The sequence below is a fragment of the Enterobacter cloacae complex sp. 309I3 genome, from assembly GCF_050031595.1.
In the GTDB taxonomy this organism is placed as follows: domain Bacteria; phylum Pseudomonadota; class Gammaproteobacteria; order Enterobacterales; family Enterobacteriaceae; genus Enterobacter; species Enterobacter cloacae.
In genome coordinates this window covers 1,760,087-1,776,877 of the sequence record NZ_JBLGWI010000001.1, presented here as the reverse complement: position 1 = coordinate 1,776,877, position 16,791 = coordinate 1,760,087, and the positions used below count along the sequence as shown (strand labels likewise).

Sequence of the window (16,791 nt, the reverse complement as noted above, 5' to 3'; positions counted from 1 at the left end):
AAACCATGACAACACAACAACCTGACTGGCATGCCTACCTGGCGCAGATGGAGGCCGTGCTGGGCGTTGAGCTGGATGACGCCCGCCGCGCGGAGCTTCAGCAGCAGTTTAGCCGCATTGCCACCATGGCCGCTCCGCTGATGGCGCTGCCGCTTGATGACCGTCTGGAGATCGCAGGAGTATACAAAGCATGAGGCTACACGAGATGAGTATCAGCGCGATCCAGCAGGCGCTGAGTGCAGGCGAGTTAAGCGCCCGCGAGATCGCCCGTCAGACGCTGGAGGATATTGCGCGCATCAACCCGCAGATCAACGCCTGGACGGCGGTTACCGAAGCGCGGATGCTGGCCGAGGCAGAAAATATCGACACCCTGCGCCGGGAAAAGCGCCCCCTGCCGCCGCTGGCGGGCGTGCCTTACGCGGTAAAAAACCTGTTTGATGTGGCCGGGCACACCACCCTCGCCGGAGCCGAGCTGTTCAGCAAGCGTTCCGCTGCCAGCGCAGACAGCTTTGCGGTTCGCCAGCTACGCAGCGCGGGAGGACTGTTGTCCGGGATGGTCAATATGGATGCCTATGCCTACGGCTTTACCACGGAAAACAGCCACTACGGCGCCACGCGTAATCCGCACGATCTGACGCGCATTGCAGGCGGCTCCTCCGGTGGCTCTGCCGCTGCCGTCGCCGCCGGGCTGGTCCATTTTTCACTGGGTACCGATACCAACGGGTCGATTCGCGTCCCGGCGTCCCTGTGCGGAATTTACGGCTTAAAACCGACCTTTGGCCGCCTGTCACGCTCCGGCAGCCACCCGTTTGTCGCCAGTCTCGATCATATCGGGCCGTTTGCCCGCCGGGTGTGCGATCTGGCGTCCGTGTACGATGCGCTACAGGGACGAGACACCAGCGACCCTTTTCAGGCAGAGTCCTCCCGCGAGCAGACGCGGCCTTTGCTCGATCGCGGTCTGGATGGTTTGCGCTGCGCCGTCCTCGGGGGCTATTTCAGCACGTGGTGTAACGACGACGCCCGGGAAGCCGTCGCGCGCGCGGCACGTGCTCTTGACGTCCAGGAGGAGCTGCAGTTCCCTGAAGCCGCGCTGTCCCGCTCTGCCGCGTTTATCATCAGCGCCTCCGAAGGGGGGAACCAGTACCTGCCGTCACTTCGCCGTGAACCGGAGCGTTTTGAACCACACTCCCGCGAACGCCTGCTGGCTGGGGCAATGATCCCTTCCGCCTGGTATATTCAGGCCCAGCGTTTTCGCGCCCACGCCCGACAGGCCTGTAAAGCGCTGTTTGAGCAGGCCGACGTGCTGATCGCCCCGGCAACGCCGCGCAGCGCCACGACGATTGGCGAGCAGACCATGGAGATTAACGGCGAGCCACTGCCGGTGCGCGCCAGCATGGGGATGCTGACGCAGCCGATCTCATTTCTGGGTTTGCCCGTCACCACCGTTCCGCTACGCACCGCCCAGGGGGCACCGATTGGTCTGCAGCTCATCGCAGCGCCGTTTAATGAACAAGCCTGCCTGCGCGTGGCGCGGGTCCTGGAAGCGAGCGGGATAACCGATGCCCGTCCTGCGGAGATGGCACCATGATCAATCACGACGACATTAACCTTCCCTGGGTGGTGGCGGACGTCACGACCGCGTTTTATCGCTATGAAGATGCGCTGGTGAGCAACAACATTGCGGTGCTGGATGAGTTGTTCTGGCACGACAAAAACACGGTGCGACTGGGCGCGGGGGAAAACCTTTACGGCATTGATGAAATCCGCGCCTTTCGGGCGGCGCGCCCCTCCGCCGGGCTGCAGCGGACGTTGCGCAATACCGTGATCACCACCTTCGGAGAAGATTACGCGGTGTGCAGCACCGAATTTACCCGCGAGGGGACGGAACGCATTGGCCGCCAGCAGCAGACGTGGGTGCGGTTTGCTTACGGGTGGCGGATCGTGGCGGCGCAGGTGAGTGTGATGGTGTAACGCTGAAAAACCTGCCTGGTGGCGCTGCGCTTACCGGGCCTACAATGTCCCGTATGCCCTGCGGATGCTGTAGGCCGGGTAAGGCGCAGCCGCCACCCGGCAAAACACGGCACACTTACTTCTGAAACGGATGCACGTCCCGCCAGTGGTCAGCAATCTGCTGGCGGGTACAAACCCAGACCCGCTCATGCTCCTGCACATAATCCAGGAACCGCTGCAGCGCGCGAAAACGTCCCGGACGCCCCAGCAGGCGGCAGTGCATGCCGATGGACATCATCTTCGGCGCGCTTTCACCCTCTTCATATAGCACGTCAAAGCTGTCTTTCAGGTAAGTATAAAACTGCTCGGCGGTATTAAACCCCTGGGCGGTGGCGAAGCGCATGTCGTTGGCATCCAGCGTGTAGGGCACGATCAGGTGCGGTTTACGGCTGCCATCGCTGCAGGCCACTTCCGTCCAGAAGGGCAAGTCGTCGCCATAGTAGTCGCTGTCGTAGTCAAAACCGCCGTGCTCGACCACCAGCTGGCGCGTGTTGGGGCTGTCGCGCCCGGTGTACCAGCCCGCAGGCGGCTTGCCAAACAGATCGGTCAGCACGTGCACCGCTTTGTGCAGATGTTCCCGCTCCTGGTTGATATCCATATTCTGATAGTGGATCCAGCGCCAGCCGTGGCTGACCACGTCGTAATCCGCCGCCTTAATCGCCGCGACAATCTCCGGGTGACGCGCCAGCGCCATCGCCACGCCAAAGACCGTCAGCGGCAGGCCGCGTTTCTGAAATTCATGATGAATTCGCCAGAACCCGGCGCGGCTGCCGTATTCGTACAGGGAGTCCATGGACATGTGTTTGTCGGGATAGCTGGCCGCTCCAATGATGTCCGAGAGAAACTGTTCCGACCCGGCATCGCCGTGCAGGACGTGGTTTTCTGCCCCCTCTTCATAATTGAGCACAAACTGCACGGCGATGCGTGCCTGATTCGGCCACTGCGCATGCGGCGGGTTGCCTGCGTAGCCACGCAGATCCCGCGGATAACCCTCTTCAAAAAGCCCCATTGCCACCCCCCCAAAAATTAAAATGGATTCAATGCCTGAAAATGTCCGCTTAACGGTTTGTTCTCCGGGAAGGCCAGATCCCCGTGCTTGCTGGTTGACAGCCCCAGCGCCACCAGCGATTCCACCATCTTCACCGCCGCACTGACGCCGTCGATCACCGGCACGCGCAGCTCGCGCGTCAGCTCTTGGGCGAGCGTTGCCATCCCGCCACAGCCCAGTACGATGGCACCGCAGCCATCCTCTTTCAGGGCCTGTATACAGCGCGCGCGCACCTTCTTCTGCGCCAGGCCGCTGCCGTCTTCCAGCGCCAGCACCGGGAGATCAATCGCGTGCAGGGCCGCGCAATGATCCTGAAAGCCATACTGCTGCAGCAGATGACGGGCGATAATCAGCGTGCGCGGCAGCGTGGTGACAATGGAAAAGCGCGTCGCCACCAGCGTGGCCATGTGCATCGCGGCTTCGGCAATGCCGACAACCGGCCCTTGCGCCAGCTCGCGCGCGGCCAGCAGCCCTGGGTCGCCAAAGCAGGCAATCACGTGCCCCTCCACCCCCTGCTCTTGGCCTTTTTTGACTTGCTCCAGGACACCCACGGCAGCAATGGCTTCATCAAAATGGCCTTCGATTGAGGGCACACCCGCACTGGGGCAGACCGCGAGGATCTCCGTGCCCGGCGCAGCCACCGCGCGGGCGGCCGCGCCGATGGTTTCCGTCATTGCGAGGCTGGTATTGGGATTAATGACTTGTATACGGACATACGACATTACGACTCCTTGTGGCTGGCAAACAGCCGGGCAAAATCGGGCAGGCATTCCCCCGCCCGTTCGAAACAGAGGCTGGCGACGATATGTTCAAAATGGTGCATTAAGGCATCACTCAGGGGTTGCAGCGCTTTCTGACGCAGCAGCTCCACAAGCTGTTCGTGGTCATTGCAGCGACACCCCTGGCGCCACGGTGCGCCCCAGGTGGCAATCACCAACGAGGAGCGCTGGCTCAGGCGGGTCACCATCTCCGTCAGGACCTGATTGCCGGAGATGGCCTGCAGCTGAATATGGAAATTTGCGGAGTGGCGGATCGCCGCCGGGCCGTCGTAAGCCTCATGCGCCTGCTGCTCCTGACGGATGATTGACGCCAGCGCGGCCAGATGCGGCGGCTGACAGTGCGCCAGCACGTCCGGTAGATTGGCGACCTCCAGTAGCGCGCGGGTGCGAAAGATCTGCCGGGCCTCTTCGACCGTCGGGCTGGCAACGTGTGCACCACGTTTGGGCGTTAAGGTGACCATTTGCACAGCGGCGAGTCGCTGCAGCACCTTACGGATGCCCGTACGACTCACGCTAAAGACCTCCGCCAGCGCCTCTTCCGGCAATTTGCTTCCCGGCAGCAGTTGATGTTCGACAATCGCGGTCATCAGCGCCTGAAAGATGGATTCGTCTTTGTCTTGCAGGTCTGGCGCGGCGTGCAGACTGTTCACGTTGTTCATTAACCACTCCACTTTTTACTTTTCGCTATCGAATCGTATACATAAAAATAAAATATTGCATACAAGATTTATTATTTTGGCCTGGATCCTGCAACACCGTCTGCACTCCCACTCAACGGGTTTTCATTCACAGGAGCAGGTTTCATGCCAAACAGACAAAATACGCAACACGGTACGGCCGCTGATTCCGGTGCGGTATACAGCCCACGGCTTTGCAATGAGGATTTGGCACCGACGCGTGACCAGAACTGGAGCTGGTACAACATCTTTTCTTTCTGGATGTCCGATGTCCACAGCATGGGGGGATACGTGGTCGCCGCGAGCTTCTTTACGCTCGGGCTGGCAAGCTGGCAGGTGTTGCTCTGCCTGCTGGTGGGAATTTGCATTGTGCAGCTGTGTGCCAACCTGGTGGCGAAACCGAGCCAGATGGCGGGCGTGCCGTATGCGGTGATCAGCCGTCAGGCCTTTGGCGTGTTCGGGGCAAACATTCCGGCGGTGATCCGCGGGCTTATCGCCTTTGCCTGGTACGGCATTCAGACCTATCTGGCCGCTAACGCCCTGATGCTGGTGGCGCTGAAGTTCTGGCCGTCACTCTCGTCGCTCACCACCGGCGCGTTTCTCGGGCTGTCGCACCTGGGCTGGGTCTGCTTTGCCATTATGTGGGTATTGCAGGCAATGGTCTTCTGGCACGGCATGAATGCCATCAAGCGCTTTATCGACATCGCCGGCCCGGCGGTGTATGTGGTGATGCTGGCGCTGGCAGGATGGATTGTATACAAGACCGGATTCGACGGGATCTCCTTTACCCTCGCCAGCAAATCCCTGAGCGCGGGCGAGCAGACCTGGCAGATGATCACCGCCACGGCGCTGGTGGTCTCCTACTTCTCAGGCCCGTTGCTCAACTTTGGTGATTTCTCCCGCTACGGCAAAAGCATGGGGGAAATCCGCCGCGGTAACCGCTGGGGCCTGCCGTTTAACTTCCTGCTGTTCTCCATCGTGACTGTGGTGATTGTCTCCGGTACCCAGTCGCTGTTTGGCCGCATGATCACCGACCCGATTGAAACCGTCAGCCGCGTGGGCAACGATCTGGCGGTGGCGATTGGTCTGTTGACCATGATCACCGCCACCATCGGGATTAACATCGTGGCCAACTTCGTCTCCCCGGCGTTTGATTTCTCTAACTGTTCCCCGCAGAAAATCAGCTTCCGCACCGGGGGAATGATTGCCGCCGTCGGCTCGATCCTGTTAACCCCGTGGAATCTGTTTAACTCCCCGGAGCTTATTCATTACACCCTGGATGTGCTGGGGGCGTTTATCGGTCCGCTGTTCGGTATCCTGATTGCCGATTTCTACCTGATTAAGCGTGGCAAGGTATCCGTGGACGACCTGTTCGATGACACGCCAGAAGGGAAATACTGGTACCGCAACGGCTTTAACCCGAAAGCCATCGGCGCGCTGATCCCCTCGGTTGCCGTCGGGCTGGTGATAAGCTTCATCCCGGCGCTGCATGAGGTGGCAAACTTTAGCTGGTTCATTGGCGTGTTCCTTGGCGGGGTAACCTACCGCTGGCTGGCGCGTGAAGAGCGCGAAGGGGCGTCCGCCGCTCACTTCACGGCACGCGAGGCCACGCAAACAATCAGACAGGAGCCGTGATGGATTACCAGACTGCGATACGCGGTGCATTTTTCGATATCGCCCGGGTCTGCGACAGCGCAGACCTGATTGCCGACCATGCGCGCTACCAGGAGGACGGCCTGCTGTTTATTTACCACGGGAAAATCGTGGCGCTCATGGCCTGGCAGGAGGGAGAGCAATATCTTGACCCGCACAAGGGTTACACCGACCTGCGCGGCAAACTGCTGCTGCCCGGCTTTATCGATACCCACGTTCATTACCCGCAGACCGAGATGATCGGCGCCTTCGGCGAGCAGCTGCTGGAGTGGCTGACCACCTATACGTTTCCGGTGGAGAGCCAGTTTGCCGACAAGAGCTACGCAAAAGAGATTGCGGAATTTTTCATAAATCAACTGGTGAGCCACGGCACCACCACCGCACTGGTGTTTTGCACACTGCATCCGCAATCGGTGGATGCGCTGTTTACCGAAGCATCGCGTCTGAATATGCGCCTTATCGCCGGGAAGGTGATGATGGACCGGCACACCCCGGACTACCTGACCGAAACGGCACAACAGAGCTACCAGCAGACGCGGGCTCTAATCCAGCGCTGGCACCACCATGGACGGCTGGGGTATGCCATTACGCCACGCTTTGCGCCCACCTCATCACCGGAACTGCTGGCGGCGGTGCGTTTACTCAGAGAGGAGTTTCCGGACACCTGGCTGCAGACCCATCTGAGCGAAAACCCGAACGAAGTGGCCTGGGTTAATGACCTGTGGCCGGAGCATGAACGTTATCTGGATGTCTATCACCACTACGGCCTCACCGGCGAGCGCAGCGTGTTTGCTCACGGGATCCATCTGCACCACAGCGAGTGGCAGTGCCTGCACGACACCGGATCGGCGGTGGCGTTTTGCCCTACCTCCAATCTGTTTCTTGGCAGCGGGCTGTTTCGGTTACCCGCCTGCTGGCAGCACAAGGTGCGGATGGGTATCGGCACCGACGTCGGCGCGGGTACCACCTTCAGCATGCTGCGCACGCTGGGGGAAGCTTACAAGGTAGGTCAATTGCAGAGCTATCGCCTGCGCGCCAGCGAGGCCTTTTATCATGCCACGCTGGGTGGCGCGCATGCCCTGCGTCTGGATGACAAAATTGGCAACTTCGCTCCAGGCAAAGAGGCCGATTTTATCGTGATCGACCCGGCCGTCACCCCGCTGCAGCGCCTGCGTAGCGGGCGCTGCAAGGATATCTACGAGCAACTGTTTGTGCTGATGACCCTGGGCGACGAGCGTAATATCAGCCAAACCTGGGTCAACGGCGAGCCAGTGTGGTCAGCTACCGCGGTAGGTTGACCAGCCGCCAGGAGCAATCACAAACGGCAGATGGAAGTGCTCATCTGCCGTTTCGCCGATTAGAAAATCAATCTGCGCGCAGGGATAGAGCGTGTCGCGCCCCGTTTCGCTAAACCAGGCGCCAGTCTCGGCCACCAGCCGATAGCGGCCCGCAGGCAGAAGGGGAACAAATTCGGTGATGCGGCCCTGCGCGTTGGTCACGCCAGTTGCGATGATCTCCGCGTCCTGTTCAAGACGTACCGTCACCCCCTGCGCGGGTTTGCCCGTCGAGATATCCAGAATATGTGTACTGAGCGTGCTCATGCGCCAATGACTCCTTCCAGTCGTAATAAGGTAATTTCCCGCAGCTGATCCAGTGCGGCCTGCACCTCCTGCGCATCGCTGTTTTCCAGCCGCGCGTTCAGGGCCTGGAGGATCTCCTCCCCGCTGCGGCCTTTGGCGCGGATCAGAAAGACGCGCCCGAAACGACTTTCGTAGCGGGCGTTGCCTGCCCGCAACGCCTCAGCAAGCCGGGCATCATCATTATTCACCGCTCCCTGCTCCCGACGCGACAGCGCCGCCTCCGCCTGCGTGCCCATGGGCTTCTCACCGATGCGCGGATGCGCGCTCAGGGCCTGCGTGAGCGCGTGTTCATCCCAGCTTTCCGTCAGCGCCTGGGCCGCGTTAAACAAAACCTCCCGGCTCGGATAAGGCCGCCCGGCGACCAGCGCCTCGGCCCAGTCGGGAATGGCCACGCAAGGGTGTAATAGCGTAAGCACCTCATCGTGACCCCGGTGATTAAAATCGTCCAGCGTTATCATGGTTCCTCCCGTGTCATCATCGTCCCTGAACATTGCACAAAACACGCCACTCTTGCCTGAGACCTGAAACAGTTGATTCCTTAACCCTAAACCGGAAATTATTGATTCATAAAAAGGCATTCCCACCGCGATAACGCACCTTAGCAGTGCAAACATCCCTCCCACAACGCCCTTTACCCCACTCTGCAGCCTGGTACGCAAATTGCTGATGTTAATGACACCCGGCAAAAGGAGAGAAGCATGAAAGCAATCGTCATTGGTGCGGGCATTGGTGGCCTGAGCGCCGCTGTCGCGCTGGAAAAGGCGGGCATCGACTGTACCGTGTTTGAAGCAGTAAAAGAGATCAAACCCGTTGGCGCGGCCATCTCCATCTGGCCCAACGGGGTGAAATGCATGCAGCACCTCGGCATGGGCGACATCATTCAGACATACGGCGGGCCGATGCGCTTTATGGCCTACAAGGATCACCGGCGCGGCGACACGTTGACCCGCTTTAGCCTGGCCCCGCTGGTGGAGCGCACCGGGGGACGCCCCTGCCCCGTCTCGCGCGCTGAACTGCAGCGCGAGATGCTGGACTTCTGGGGTCGCGAGCGGGTGCAGTTCGGCAAGCGCGTCGAACACGTCCGGGAAAATGATGCTGGCGTCAGCGTAACATTTACCGACGGCAGCACGGCGACGAGCGATTTTCTGATTGCCGCCGACGGCAGCCATTCGGCGGTGCGCCCGTACGTGCTGGGGTATAGCCCCGAGCGCCGCTACGCCGGTTACGTTAACTGGAACGGACTGGTGAAGATTGATGAAGAGATTGCCCCCGCCCACCAGTGGACCACGTTCGTGGGAGAAGGCAAGCGTGTGTCGCTGATGCCCGTCTCCGGTGGCCGCTTCTATTTCTTTTTTGATGTCCCGCTTCCCCTCGGTCTGGCGGAAGATCGCACCACCCTCAGAGCCGATCTCACGGGTTACTTCCGCGGCTGGGCGCCGCCGGTGCAGAAGCTGATCGCCGCGCTGGATCCGGATACCACCAACCGCATAGAAATCCACGACATTGAGCCCTTCGACAGCCTGGTACGCGGCCACGTGGCGCTGCTCGGCGATGCGGCGCACAGCACCACGCCGGATATCGGCCAGGGCGGCTGCGCGGCGCTGGAGGATGCGGTGGTGCTGGGTGATTGTCTGCGCCAAAACCACAACATTACGCTGGCGCTGCGGCAGTACGAAGCTCTGCGCTGTGACCGGGTACGCGACCTGGTGCTGAAGGCTCGCAAGCGCTGTGACGTCACGCACGGTAAAGATATGGCGTTAACCAGAGCCTGGTATCAGGAGCTGAGAGAGGAGACCGGGGAGCGCATTATCAACGGTCTGTGCGACACCATTCAGGGCGGACCATTAGGCTGAACGTAAGAGGGATACACATGAATAAAGCACCTGTACCACCCGCCCATTGCACGTTTGAGCCAGAGGACTGGCTGCGTCTGGCAAAGTGCTGGCATCCGGTTGCGCGCGCCTGCGACATTGGCGCGGCGCCGGTTAAGGCGACCCTGCTTGACGAAGCGCTGGTTATCTACCGCGTGAAAGGCCAGGTCGTGGTCGCTCGCGACGTTTGTCCGCATCGCGGCGTGCCGCTTACGCTGGGCTTTCATGATGAGCACGGGATTATCTGCCCCTACCATGGCCTGCGCTTCGGAGAAGATGGCCGCTGCAACCGTATTCCCTCCAGCCCCGACCAGCCAGTACCGGCGAAACTCAACCTGATTAACTACGCCGTGGAGGAGCGCTTTGGCTTGATCTGGACGTGTCTGGCGTTTGACCCCGACAACCCGATGCCGCTGCCCACCATGCCACACTGGGATGACGACGGCTTTCAGCAGATCAACTGTCCGGCGTTTGAGGTGAATGGCTTCGCTGGCCGCCAGGTGGAAGGATTTCTGGATGTGGCGCATTTTGCGTGGATCCACACCAGCACCTTTGCGGATCCGGATAACCAGCTCGTCCCGACCTATCAGCCACAGGAAACACCGTTTGGTTTTGTAGCGGACTACTGGAGTTCGGTGAGCAATTATCCCGCCAGCGCTGACGTGCAGGCGCCGGAAGGCTTCCAGTGGCTGCGCCATTTTGAAATGCACCTGCCCTTTACCGCCACCCTGACGATCCATTTTCCGGGTGAATCCCGGCTGGTGATCATGAACGCCGCGTCGCCGGTCTCGTCACGCGTCACCCGCATGTTTGCCCCGATTGCGCGCAACTTTGATCTGCATATCCCGGTGGAAGAGGTGCATGCCTTTAACCTGCGGATTTTTGAGGAAGACCGCCTGATGGTCGAGACCCAGCGCCCGGAAAGTTTGCCGTTGGATCTGACCCTTGAAGCCCATATTCCCGCGGATAAAAGCTCGATTGCCTATCGCCGGGGGCTGAAAAAGATGGGTTTTGGCGCGTTTTTCCTGGTCTGATGGAGGGCTGTCATGAGTGATATTTTAAGCGTTATCGTCGACGGGCTGTGGCGTCAGGGGAACAAAAGCCTCGCCGTCAGGCTGGTGGCGGAAAACGGTGAAGCGCTGCCAGAGTGGCAGCCCGGTGCGCATATCGACGTGCATCTGCCCTGCGGGGTAATTCGTCAGTATTCTCTGACCGGCCCATGCGGGAGTGAAGGCTATCTGATCTGCGTGGGCCGGGAAACCGCCTCGCGTGGCGGGTCGCGCTATATTCATGAGACGCTGCGTCCCGGTCAGACGCTGCTGATCTCCGCGCCGCGCAATCTGTTTGCCCTGCAGAAGGCCGAACGGGTGTTGCTGCTGGCTGCGGGGATCGGGATTACGCCACTGTATGCCATGGCCCTGCAGCTGGAAGCAGCCGGAACCCCGTTCACTCTGCACTATTATGTCAAACACGCTGAAAGCGCGGCTTTCGCCCGCGAGCTGGCGCAGCTGAAGCACGGCGAATGCGTTATCCATACCACCAGCCCGCGCACGTTGCTGGCAGAGCATATCCCGGTGGCCGCGGCGGGTCTTCACGCCTGGGTCTGTGGCCCGGCCGGGTTTATGGAAAAAGTACGTGAGGTGGCGACGGCGAAAGGCTGGGATGGCGGCACGATCCACAGCGAGGCGTTTCAGCCCGCTGCGCCTGATACCGGCGCTGAAAGTGGCGAGATCTTCACGATTAAACTGGCCTCCACCGGAGAGCGCTGGCCTGTGCCCGCAGATAAAACCATTGCCCAGGTGCTACAGGAAAACGGTGTGGCCGTTCCACTCTCCTGCGAGATGGGGATCTGCGGTGCGTGTCTGACACCGGTGATTGACGGCGTGGTGGATCACCGGGATAGCGTACAGTCAGAGGCAGAGAAAAACGCCCCGAACCCGCATGTGGCGCTGTGTTGCTCAAGAAGTCATTCCGCTGAGCTGGTGATTGGGCTGTAAAACGAAAAAACCCTGCGATAGTGCTATCGCAGGGTTTTCGAATTTGGCGGAAGCGTAGAGATTCGAACTCTAGAACCCTTTCGGGTCGCCGGTTTTCAAGACCGGTGCCTTCAACCGCTCGGCCACGCTTCCAAAGTGAGGCGCACTATAAACATCTCTGAGCATGATGTAAAGCGTGAAATTGCATAAAGTTACACTTGCTCACCATCACCCCGCCCTCTGGCGTCATGACTCACTTCGGCGACGTTAATCTGGATGTGAAGTTTCCCTCTCATTACAGGCACCGGCAAATGTCCGGCAGGCAGCGTGTTGCGCTCAATCACAATATATGTATTATGTTATAACATAACAATTTGGGATTGATTTTTATGCTTCTGAAAAAAGGGTTATTACTGACAGTACTGCTGGCCATGGCACCAGCCACGTTTGCAGCAACAACTTACCCGCTGACGAATGAAAATTGCGGCGTCAGGCAGACCTTTACGCAAGCGCCACAGCGCGTCGTTACCGTGGGTCAGCATGAAACGGAATTGCTGCTCGCGCTGGGGCTGGAAAAATCTGTCGCCGCAACCTCAGTCTGGTTCGGCAAACTCCCGGATTCGCTGGCTGATGCCGGAAAAAAACTCCCCCGGCTTGCGGATAACTCCCCCTCTTTTGAAGCCGTGGTGGGACAAAAACCGGAACTCGTCCTCGCTCAGTATCACTGGCATATTGGCCCGCAGGGCGAGGTGGGAACACGCGAGCAGTTTGCATCACTGGGGATTAAGACGTGGATCTCCCCTGCCGACTGCACGGACAAAACGGTGACGGCAACCTCAAACGCAGACGGGGCACGGAGCACGCCGTTTTCACTGGCAGAAATAAAACACGAAGTCACAGACCTGGCCGCCATCTTTGATGTTCCCGCGCGCGGCGAGCAGCTCAATCGTGAGCTGACAGAACGGATTCAGAAAGCGCAGGCGCGCATCTCAGCAAAACCCCTGAAGGTTGTCTTCTGGTTTTCAAGCAGCCGCCTGAATGGCGATCCCTGGGTGGCAGGGAATTACGGCGCGCCTGGCTGGATAAGCCGCACGCTGGGGTTAAAGAACGTTATTGACTCGCATGATGAATGGCCCGCTGTCACCTGGGAACATATTGCCCAAATGCAGCCAGACGTTATCGTCATCGCTCAGATGTCACGCAGGCTCTACCCTGCCGATGACGCCGCGGTAAAAGAGGCCTTTTTACGACGCGATCCGGTGACAAGAAACATTCCGGCGGTCAGGAATAATCAGATTATTGTGGTGCCCGCAATGTCGTTAAACCCTTCTTTGCGTAACGTCGACGCGGTTGAGCTTATCAGCGATCGGCTGGCTTCATTCCAGGGCGAATAATGAGTCATGTTTCTTCTCCCCGCCGCCAGCAGGGATTAATGGCGGCAGGCGCCGTGGCATTGCCGCTGATGCTGGTCTTTGCCGCGAGTATCGGCGATATGCCGGTATCGTATGCCGTTACCGGAAAAGCGATCCTCAATGGTCTTGGGCTGACTGCATACGTTCTGCCGCAACCCGAGGAAGGCATCGTCTGGCAGTACCGCATGAGCCGCGCATTAATGGCAGCATGCAGCGGCGGCGGCCTGGCACTGTGCGGGCTGGTGCTCCAGTCAATACTGCGTAACCCCCTGGCGGAGCCCTATCTGCTGGGCATCTCAGCAGGCGCTTCGCTGGGGGCCGTCTGCGTGATGCTGCTCGGTATCGGGGGGAGCGTGATTGGCGTGAGCAGCGGTGCGTTTGTTGGCGCCTGCGCCGCTTTTGCGCTCATCATGTTGATTACAAACGGCATGAGCGCAAGCCCGTCACGCATTTTGCTGGCAGGCATAGCGGGCACACAGCTCTTCAACTCCATGACTGCGTATATCGTCAGCACCTCCGCCAATGCCGAGCAGTCGCGTAGCGTTATGTTCTGGTTAATGGGCAGCCTGAGCGGTGTGCGCTGGCCGGACGCGCTGCTGGCGCTGGTCGTTACGTTGACGGGCCTGCTGATGGTATGCCTCTTTTCGCGGGCGCTGGACACCTTTACCTTTGGAGACGAGGTCTCTACCACCCTCGGGATTCCGGTGACCGCTGTACGAATTATCCTGTTGCTGACCTGCGCGTTCGTCACCGCAACCCTGGTCAGTGCCATAGGCGCAGTGGGATTTGTGGGGCTGGTCATTCCCCATGTGACGCGCATGCTCAGCGGTCCGGGCCATCGCCGCACGATCCCGCTGACGTTTCTTATCGGCGCGCACTTTATGATCCTGGCCGATGTCGTGTCACGCACGCTGATTGTGCACCAGGTGCTTCCCATCGGCGTGGTGACGGCACTGGTGGGCGCACCTGTCTTTGTGGCGCTGCTTTATCAAAACCGGAAGGAGCATCCATGAATATTTCCGTCTCCGGGTTAAGTGTGACCCGACAAGCACAGACGGTGCTTGAGGATATCGATCTCGACCTGTCATCCGGGCAGATTGTCGGCCTGTTAGGGCCAAACGGCTCGGGCAAATCAACGCTGCTACGCTGTCTTGCCGGGCTGTTTCCACACCACAGTGAACGCGTCGCGCTTAATGGCACGTCGCTTAGCGTGATGCCGTTAAAAACGCGCGCGCGGCAGTTAGCCTTTGTCCCGCAACATGCCGACGTTGAGGGAGAACTGACCGTCGAGGAAATCGTGCGGCTGGGACGTACGCCTTACCGGAAGGCGTTTCAGAGAAGCACTCGCGATGATGATATGGCGGTGGAAGAGGCGATTAGCCTCATGCGGCTATGCGGATTACGCCAGCGGCGGTGGCAGCAACTGTCTGGTGGGGAGCGTCAGCGAACCCAGATAGCGCGAGCGCTGGCACAGCAGCCCCGGGTGTTGCTGCTTGATGAGCCGACAAACCACCTGGACATTCAGCACCAGCTGGAGCTGATGCGGCTTATATCGCAACTGCCTCTTACGGTGGTGGTGGCGCTGCACGATCTCAATCTGGCGGCCAACTACTGCCAGCGGCTGATCCTTCTGAAGGCCGGGCGTATCGCGGCCACGGGCGCGCCTGCGGAGGTGCTCACCCCTGAAAATATCGAGCAAACCTGGTGTGTCAAAGCGAGCGTCTACAGGGCAGACGCCGGGATGACGATCGGCTACAACATGGGCGGCATGGCGGAGGTGTAGAGCCAAAGCAAAAAACCCTGCGATATTGCTATCGCAGGGTTTTCGAATTTGGCGGAAGCGTAGAGATTCGAACTCTAGAACCCTTTCGGGTCGCCGGTTTTCAAGACCGGTGCCTTCAACCGCTCGGCCACGCTTCCTAAGTGAGGCGAACTATAAACACCTCACCGCAGGCTGTAAAGAGCACGCGCATTCGTTCGCTTTAAAAATAGCCAAATTACGTTTAATCGGTTGAATAGACAACATATTGGCCATTTTGCCAGCACAATCTCCAGCGATTGTCTTAGTGTTTTTTGATGTACATATCTTTCGTATAGTAGTACCCGAGCTTATCCGGCGTGAATCCCCCCACCCACGGTTTCACCAGGTGCGTACGAACGTAGTGATAGACAGGGATCGCCGGCACATCACGCCCCAGCAAATCCTCTGCCTGTTGATAAAACTTACCGCGCTCTTGTGCCGTTTTCGACTTCGCCGCATTCACCAGCGCTTGATCGTATTCAGGATTGCTGTACTGCGTGGTGTTTTGGCTATCCCCGGTACGGAAGTTATTCAGGAATGTGGAGGCGTCATCGTAATCGGCAATCCAGGCGTAGCGCACCGCGTCAAAGTTATGGGTGTGCATGGTATCGAGCATGGTTTTCCACTCCTGGTTCTGCAGCTTCGCCTCGACGCCGAGATTTTTCTTCCACATTGAGCTGGCAGCAATCGCGATACGCTGGTGCGTTTCAGAGGTGTTATACAGCAGATTAAAACTCAGTGGATGGCTGGCGTTATACCCGGCCTCTTCGAGCAGTTTTTTCGCCTCGGCAATACGCTTGTCCCGCGGCCAGCTGGCGTAATCCGGGTTCTGTAACTTAACGCCACCAATGTCCGGCTGGCTGATAAGCCACGCCGGACGCTGTCCCTGCCCCATCACTTTATCTGCGATGATGTCTTTATCGAGCGCCATATTGAGCGCCTTACGCACGCGCGCATCGTTGAACGGCGGGCGGGCGGTGTTGAATTCGTAATAGTAGGTGGCAAGCTGCGGAGAGACATCCAGTTGACTGCCCAGCGTTTTCTTAAGCTGGGCGAACTGGTTGACTGGCACCGTGTAGACAATATCGATTTCTCCCGCTTTATAGCGGTTCACATCAGCCGCCTCGGAGGTGATAGGCAAATATGTCACCTTGTTGATCACAGTATGGGCATTATCCCAGTAGCGCGGGTTACGCTCCGCCACAATGCGTTCGTTAACCACCCATGAGGACAGCTTATAGGCGCCGCTGCTGACGATGTGCTCGGGCTTGGTCCACTTATCGCCGAAACGCCCCACCAGGACTTTATCTATCGGCACCAGAGACGGGTGTGCCAGCATCGCCAGGAAAGCAGCATTAGGCTGAGAAAGCGTGACCTCCAGCGTGGTGTCATTGATGGCTTTCACGCCCAGCATATCGGGCGCTTTTTTACCTTCGGCAATTTCAGTGCCGTTGACGATAAGCATGCTACCGGGATAGCTGGCATACGGTGAGGCGGTTTTTGGGTCAACCAGTCGCTGCCAGCTCCAGACGATATCTTCCGCGGTGATGGCGGTACCGTCGCTCCAGGTGATGCCCGGACGCAGATGAAACGTCCAGACGGTGTTGTCCTTGTTCTCCCATTTTTCCGCCAACCGTGGCTGGATTTCACCCGCCGGGGAGACACTGACCAGCCCGTCGAATAAATCGCTGATAATATTGAATTCGACGTCGCTTTCGACTTTATGCGGGTCGAGCGAGGCGGGTTCACTTCCGTTATTCCTGACCAGTTCCTGCTTATCGGCCAGCTGCGTCCCTGCCGGCACGTTAGCCGCCCAGGTTGCCGTGCTGGCACACAGGATCCCGGCCGCTAGTAAAGAGAGTGTAAAGTGAATGCGTGTTTGTGGTTTCATTTCCTTCGCCTTATTGTCTGTTTTGTGACGATC

Annotated in this window: 16 protein-coding genes, 2 tRNA genes and 1 pseudogene; 11 read left to right on the top strand and 8 right to left on the bottom strand. The window is 59.1% G+C overall.

Annotated features, from left to right (window positions below):
* Positions 1 to 5: 5 nt before the first annotated feature.
* Genes hpxX through hpxZ form a run of 3 tightly spaced genes read left to right on the top strand, consistent with a single transcriptional unit; the run spans position 6 to position 1,971 of the window.
* Entirely contained in the window at positions 6 to 194 is a 189-nt protein-coding gene (gene hpxX, locus ACQG22_RS08345; protein ID WP_029883244.1) for an oxalurate catabolism protein HpxX, read from the top strand.
* Positions 191 to 1,588, top strand: a complete 1,398-nt coding sequence (locus ACQG22_RS08340) for an AtzE family amidohydrolase (protein ID WP_058661140.1) — start codon at positions 191 to 193, stop codon at positions 1,586 to 1,588. Before hpxX ends, ACQG22_RS08340 begins: the two co-directional genes overlap by 4 nt.
* Positions 1,585 to 1,971 carry an oxalurate catabolism protein HpxZ gene (gene hpxZ, locus ACQG22_RS08335; RefSeq protein ID WP_048971823.1) on the top strand — a complete coding sequence of 129 codons (387 nt, stop codon included), beginning with the start codon at positions 1,585 to 1,587 and terminating at the stop codon, positions 1,969 to 1,971. Before ACQG22_RS08340 ends, hpxZ begins: the two co-directional genes overlap by 4 nt.
* A 115-nt stretch (positions 1,972 to 2,086) precedes the next feature.
* On the opposite strand, the gene puuE is transcribed toward hpxZ, so the two are convergent.
* The 3 genes and pseudogenes from puuE to ACQG22_RS08320 all read right to left on the bottom strand — a co-directional run bounded on the left by puuE (position 2,087) and on the right by ACQG22_RS08320 (position 4,496).
* Positions 2,087 to 2,986, bottom strand: a complete 900-nt coding sequence (puuE, locus tag ACQG22_RS08330) for an allantoinase PuuE (RefSeq protein WP_241030017.1) — start codon at positions 2,984 to 2,986, stop codon at positions 2,087 to 2,089.
* A pseudogene (gene hpxA, locus ACQG22_RS08325) lies at positions 2,904 to 3,780 on the bottom strand (allantoin racemase). Before hpxA ends, puuE begins: the two are co-directional and overlap by 83 nt.
* A complete protein-coding gene (locus ACQG22_RS08320; protein ID WP_038985558.1) occupies positions 3,780 to 4,496 on the bottom strand; it encodes a GntR family transcriptional regulator in 717 nt (238 codons plus the stop codon). The pseudogene hpxA and the gene ACQG22_RS08320 overlap by 1 nt, the downstream one beginning before the upstream one ends.
* A gap of 144 nt (positions 4,497 to 4,640) precedes the next feature.
* On the opposite strand from ACQG22_RS08320, the gene ACQG22_RS08315 reads away from it, so the two are divergent.
* Both ACQG22_RS08315 and guaD read left to right on the top strand, forming a co-directional pair.
* A complete protein-coding gene (locus ACQG22_RS08315) occupies positions 4,641 to 6,149 on the top strand; it encodes an NCS1 family nucleobase:cation symporter-1 (RefSeq protein ID WP_038985560.1) in 1,509 nt (502 codons plus the stop codon).
* Positions 6,149 to 7,465, top strand: a complete 1,317-nt coding sequence (guaD, locus tag ACQG22_RS08310) for a guanine deaminase (protein ID WP_369706426.1) — start codon at positions 6,149 to 6,151, stop codon at positions 7,463 to 7,465. Before ACQG22_RS08315 ends, guaD begins: the two co-directional genes overlap by 1 nt.
* On the opposite strand, the gene uraH is transcribed toward guaD, so the two are convergent.
* The gene (gene uraH, locus ACQG22_RS08305) at positions 7,445 to 7,768 is read right to left on the bottom strand and encodes a hydroxyisourate hydrolase (RefSeq protein WP_045295753.1); all 324 of its coding nucleotides are present in this window, start codon (positions 7,766 to 7,768) and stop codon (positions 7,445 to 7,447) included. The genes guaD and uraH overlap by 21 nt on opposite strands.
* On the bottom strand, positions 7,765 to 8,265 hold the full coding sequence (gene uraD / locus ACQG22_RS08300) for a 2-oxo-4-hydroxy-4-carboxy-5-ureidoimidazoline decarboxylase (RefSeq protein WP_369706425.1): 501 nt from the start codon (positions 8,263 to 8,265) through the stop codon (positions 7,765 to 7,767). Before uraD ends, uraH begins: the two co-directional genes overlap by 4 nt.
* Positions 8,266 to 8,505: 240 nt before the next feature.
* Here uraD and hpxO point away from each other — a divergent pair, with 240 nt between their 5' ends.
* From hpxO to ACQG22_RS08285, 3 genes are read left to right on the top strand one after another with little or no spacing between them, the layout of a single operon-like run.
* The gene (gene hpxO / locus ACQG22_RS08295) at positions 8,506 to 9,660 is read left to right on the top strand and encodes an FAD-dependent urate hydroxylase HpxO (protein WP_336340629.1); all 1,155 of its coding nucleotides are present in this window, start codon (positions 8,506 to 8,508) and stop codon (positions 9,658 to 9,660) included.
* Positions 9,661 to 9,677: 17 nt separating this feature from the next.
* Complete coding sequence (hpxD, locus tag ACQG22_RS08290) at positions 9,678 to 10,712, top strand: molybdenum cofactor-independent xanthine hydroxylase subunit HpxD (protein ID WP_013097237.1); 1,035 nt, start codon at positions 9,678 to 9,680, stop codon at positions 10,710 to 10,712.
* A 12-nt stretch (positions 10,713 to 10,724) separates the two neighbouring features.
* A complete protein-coding gene (locus ACQG22_RS08285) occupies positions 10,725 to 11,675 on the top strand; it encodes a PDR/VanB family oxidoreductase (protein WP_038985566.1) in 951 nt (316 codons plus the stop codon).
* A 44-nt stretch (positions 11,676 to 11,719) separates the two neighbouring features.
* Here the strand turns inward: ACQG22_RS08285 and ACQG22_RS08280 are convergent.
* Positions 11,720 to 11,807, bottom strand: a tRNA-Ser gene (locus ACQG22_RS08280).
* A 236-nt stretch (positions 11,808 to 12,043) separates the two neighbouring features.
* Here ACQG22_RS08280 and ACQG22_RS08275 point away from each other — a divergent pair.
* From ACQG22_RS08275 to ACQG22_RS08265, 3 genes are read left to right on the top strand one after another with little or no spacing between them, the layout of a single operon-like run.
* Complete coding sequence (locus ACQG22_RS08275; protein WP_038985568.1) at positions 12,044 to 13,048, top strand: ABC transporter substrate-binding protein; 1,005 nt, start codon at positions 12,044 to 12,046, stop codon at positions 13,046 to 13,048.
* On the top strand, positions 13,048 to 14,079 hold the full coding sequence (locus ACQG22_RS08270; RefSeq protein WP_040021600.1) for a FecCD family ABC transporter permease: 1,032 nt from the start codon (positions 13,048 to 13,050) through the stop codon (positions 14,077 to 14,079). The genes ACQG22_RS08275 and ACQG22_RS08270 overlap by 1 nt, the downstream gene beginning before the upstream one ends.
* A complete protein-coding gene (locus ACQG22_RS08265) occupies positions 14,076 to 14,849 on the top strand; it encodes an ABC transporter ATP-binding protein (protein WP_058661152.1) in 774 nt (257 codons plus the stop codon). The genes ACQG22_RS08270 and ACQG22_RS08265 overlap by 4 nt, the downstream gene beginning before the upstream one ends.
* Positions 14,850 to 14,898: 49 nt before the next feature.
* Here the strand turns inward: ACQG22_RS08265 and ACQG22_RS08260 are convergent.
* Positions 14,899 to 14,986 (bottom strand) — tRNA-Ser (locus tag ACQG22_RS08260).
* Between the two features lie 143 nt (positions 14,987 to 15,129).
* Positions 15,130 to 16,758, bottom strand: a complete 1,629-nt coding sequence (locus tag ACQG22_RS08255) for an ABC transporter substrate-binding protein (RefSeq protein WP_369706424.1) — start codon at positions 16,756 to 16,758, stop codon at positions 15,130 to 15,132.
* Positions 16,759 to 16,791: the final 33 nt, after the last annotated feature.

Bases quoted from the DNA above. Each gene is read 5' to 3' on its own strand.
- hpxX (WP_029883244.1), top strand. From the start codon at position 6: ATGACAACACAACAACCTGACTGGCATGCCTACCTGGCGCAGATGGAG.
- ACQG22_RS08340 (WP_058661140.1), top strand. From the start codon at position 191: ATGAGGCTACACGAGATGAGTATCAGCGCGATCCAGCAGGCGCTGAGT.
- hpxZ (WP_048971823.1), top strand. From the start codon at position 1,585: ATGATCAATCACGACGACATTAACCTTCCCTGGGTGGTGGCGGACGTC.
- ACQG22_RS08320 (WP_038985558.1), bottom strand. From the start codon at position 4,496: ATGAACAACGTGAACAGTCTGCACGCCGCGCCAGACCTGCAAGACAAA.
- ACQG22_RS08315 (WP_038985560.1), top strand. From the start codon at position 4,641: ATGCCAAACAGACAAAATACGCAACACGGTACGGCCGCTGATTCCGGT.
- guaD (WP_369706426.1), top strand. From the start codon at position 6,149: ATGGATTACCAGACTGCGATACGCGGTGCATTTTTCGATATCGCCCGG.
- uraH (WP_045295753.1), bottom strand. From the start codon at position 7,768: ATGAGCACGCTCAGTACACATATTCTGGATATCTCGACGGGCAAACCC.
- uraD (WP_369706425.1), bottom strand. From the start codon at position 8,265: ATGATAACGCTGGACGATTTTAATCACCGGGGTCACGATGAGGTGCTT.
- hpxO (WP_336340629.1), top strand. From the start codon at position 8,506: ATGAAAGCAATCGTCATTGGTGCGGGCATTGGTGGCCTGAGCGCCGCT.
- hpxD (WP_013097237.1), top strand. From the start codon at position 9,678: ATGAATAAAGCACCTGTACCACCCGCCCATTGCACGTTTGAGCCAGAG.
- ACQG22_RS08285 (WP_038985566.1), top strand. From the start codon at position 10,725: ATGAGTGATATTTTAAGCGTTATCGTCGACGGGCTGTGGCGTCAGGGG.
- ACQG22_RS08275 (WP_038985568.1), top strand. From the start codon at position 12,044: ATGCTTCTGAAAAAAGGGTTATTACTGACAGTACTGCTGGCCATGGCA.
- ACQG22_RS08270 (WP_040021600.1), top strand. From the start codon at position 13,048: ATGAGTCATGTTTCTTCTCCCCGCCGCCAGCAGGGATTAATGGCGGCA.
- ACQG22_RS08265 (WP_058661152.1), top strand. From the start codon at position 14,076: ATGAATATTTCCGTCTCCGGGTTAAGTGTGACCCGACAAGCACAGACG.
- ACQG22_RS08255 (WP_369706424.1), bottom strand. From the start codon at position 16,758: ATGAAACCACAAACACGCATTCACTTTACACTCTCTTTACTAGCGGCC.